3 protein-coding genes are annotated in these 3,240 nt (G+C 42.3%); all 3 read left to right on the top strand.

Annotated features, from left to right (window positions below; all coding sequences use genetic code 11):
• Window positions 1-1,313 (top strand): Hsp70 family protein (locus QMD82_08545; protein MDI6851961.1); only part of this gene is annotated, 1,313 nt, incomplete at its 5' end.
• Window positions 1,314-1,377: 64 nt separating this feature from the next.
• Window positions 1,378-2,757 carry a radical SAM protein gene (locus QMD82_08540; protein ID MDI6851960.1) on the top strand — a complete coding sequence of 460 codons (1,380 nt, stop codon included), beginning with the start codon at window positions 1,378-1,380 and terminating at the stop codon, window positions 2,755-2,757.
• A 114-nt stretch (window positions 2,758-2,871) separates the two neighbouring features.
• Window positions 2,872-3,240: tetratricopeptide repeat protein (locus tag QMD82_08535; GenBank protein MDI6851959.1), on the top strand; the 369-nt coding region annotated here is incomplete at its 3' end.

Raw genomic sequence — 3,240 nt, 5'->3', positions numbered from 1 at the left:
CCTATGGCTTGGATATGGAGGATATTCATACCATCCTTGTTTGGGACTTAGGTGGCGGCACTTTTGACGTCTCCATCTTAGAGTTAGGCGAAGGGGTCTTTGAGGTCAAAGCCGTTAATGGCAATACCAATTTGGGTGGAGATGATTGGGATCAGCGAATAATGGATTATTTAGCCCAGCAATTTAAGGAAAAAGAAAACATCGATTTAGGTAATGATAGGGTAGCTTTGCAGAAACTTAAACAGGCCTCAGAGAAAGCAAAGATTGAGTTATCAAAATCGTACGTCGCAGAAATTAGGATACCTTTTATTTCAGATGGAAAGACTTTGCAAGCAAAATTAACTAGAGATAAATTTAATGAGTTAACCAAAGACTTGTTACAAAAAATGGTTGGACCTACTAAGCAAGCCTTGGCCGATGCTGAATTGAAGCCAAGAGAGATTGACAGGGTAGTTTTGGTAGGTGGCTCCACAAGAATGCCCGCTGTCCAAGAGTTAGTAAGAAATCTCCTGGGTAAAGAACCTTATGTGAAGATAAATCCCGACGAAGTGGTAGCAATCGGAGCAGCTATTCAAGCCGGTATTTTAACTGGTCAAGTAAGAGATGTAGTTTTAATAGATGTTATCCCTTTATCCTTAGGGATAGAAACTCAGGGTGGTATATTCTCCAAAATTATTGAAAGGAACACAACCATTCCTACCTCTGCTGGGCACATCTTTACCACTGCCCACGATAATCAAACCGAAGTAGACATTCATGTTCTTCAAGGGGAGCGGGCACTAGCGGCGGGTAATATAAGTTTAGGTCATTTTCAACTTAAGGACATTCCTCTTGCTCGACGTGGAGAACCCCAGATTGAGGTTACATTTGATATTGACCAAAATGGGATTCTTAATGTATCAGCCCATGATTTATATACAGGAAATAAAAAGAGTGTCCAAATTAAATCTCCTGGGAAATTATCGGATGAGGAGATAAAAAGAATGTTGGAAGAATCTCAAATTTATGCTGAACAGGACGAGAAGCGAAAAGAAGAAATCCAGATAAATATTGGAGTAGAGAATATGATAAGAGCAGCTCAGGTGGTCATGGAGGATGGGAAGGATATCCTATATCAATCCGAATTGGATGAAGTGGAGAGAAAGATATTGGAGGTAAAAGGTGCCTTAACAAGCGGCGATAGCCAGAAGATTAAATTAAAAACTGATGAATTAAAAGAGAAGGTTAAGGCTCTGGATAGAAAGATTAAAGGATACAGAAGACAGAACATTAATGACAAGTTACAAATTTCAAATGACAAATTGGGATTTTGACATTTGACATTGGGATTTAACATTAAGTCTGAACTCTGCCATCTGATTAGAGCAAGGAGATGAAATGATTGATCAAAGTCGGCAGGTTAAGTGTGTTCTGATCGACCCGCCAGATGAGATTCCTGGCCTACGCCAAGGGGAGGGTGCCCACCAGGATACCGAAATGCATGAGGTGTATCCTCCGCTTGGACTTGCATATATAGCAGCAACCCTGAAGCAGAATGGAATCGATGTTTGTGTGATCGAGGCCAGAACAATGTACCTTTCGTATGATGAAGTAGTCCGAATAGTTAAAGAAGAGAAGCCCGATTTCGTGGGAATAAGCGCTATTACTGCGAAGCTCAAAAGTGCCCTATACCTTTCGGCTAAGGTAAAGGAAAGTAGACCGAGTATAAAAGTGATTCTGGGAGGGCCACATGTACATTTTGAGCACGAGAGGGTCATCAATAATGACTCAGTTGATTTTTGCGTAAGGGGTGAGGGTGAACTGACGGTTCTGGATTTGATCAATTCCCTCTCAAATGGAGGTGATCCTGCAGGTGTCAAAGGCATAACCTTCAAACGAGACGGTGATGTAATCGTTACTCCTGACAGACCCTTTGTTCGAAACCTTGACACATTGGCCTTCCCGGCCAGAGAGCTGCTACACAATGCTATTTACAGAGGATCGTGGACTGAAGGCAGAACGTTCGCCTCGATGTTGGCAACAAGAGGTTGCCCCTACTTCTGTCAATTCTGCGATGCTCCTGCTATATGGGGCAGGAGACACCGAAGAAGATCTGTGGTAAATACTCTTGATGAACTCGAGCAGATTTATAATGAATTCGGTGTGAGATACGTCAGATTTGTTGATGACCTTCTTGTTGCAAACAGAAGGTGGACTCTTGACTTATGCCGGGGTATGGTCGAGCGAGGCCTAAACGATATTGTCTGGGCCTGTGATGGCAGGGTCGGTCTTATGTCGGAAGAACTGCTGGCAGAACTAAAAAGGGCGAATTGTAAGGTCATTTTCTACGGAATCGAATTCGGAAATCAGCGGATATTAGACTTATGCAAGAAGGGATTTACAATAAAGCAAGTCAGAGAAACCATAGAAATGACTTCAAAAGCTGGCATCTCTTCCTACGGCTACTTTATGATGGGTTATCCTACAGAGACTGTTGAAACGATTGAAGATACAACAAACCTTGCCAAGGACCTGGCATTGAATCACGGTATGGACAGCGCAGGATTTTCAATAGTAACCCCCTTCCCCGGGACTCCCCTTTACGAATACTGTGAGAGGCATGATATGTTGAGGACTACAGATTGGAGTCAATATTCATATCAACTGGGAAAGGGCGTCATCAAATTAGAAAATGTGACAGATGAAGAACTCCGAGGATTATATGAAAGAGCCCTTTATGAGTTTCAGTTTAAGGAGAAGCTTCAACAGTTCGCCTGATGATTGGTAACTGATTAAATGGTAATTGGTAACTGATGAGTGGTAACTATCTTATTTGAACTAATTACCAATAACCAATTACCGAACTAAGGAGCGAAGCGAGGAGGTAAGCTGGTGGTCACATATAACCTGGATAAGATAGGTTGGAATTATTCAATGAGAATGGGCTGTAAGTGTGCGTGTAAAGGCGATTATGAGGATTCTATTAAGTATTATGAGGAAGCCTTACGAGAGGGGACAAAAGATGGCTTTATCTACAATAATCTGGCAGATGCGTATATGAACGTTGGTCGACCTGATATAGCCCTGGAGTACGCGAAAGAGGCAATAGGTAGACTGCAGGATGAAACATTCCCCTACGTTACACTTGGTGAAGTCCACCAGGCTAATGGTGAGCACGGGAAGGCGGTTGATTGCATAGTTAAGGCACAGGAAATATTTGAAGAGTCTGTTCCTGAATTGAAGGGTATGATTTTCGATTCC

Source organism: bacterium, assembly GCA_030019025.1.
In the GTDB taxonomy this organism is placed as follows: Bacteria; Hydrothermota; Hydrothermia; order UBA1063; family UBA1063; genus UBA1063.
This window is presented reverse-complemented; position numbering and strand designations above follow the sequence as displayed.

Coding starts and splice junctions, on each gene's coding strand:
- QMD82_08540 (MDI6851960.1), top strand. CDS start 1,378: ATGATTGATCAAAGTCGGCAGGTTAAGTGTGTTCTGATCGACCCGCCA.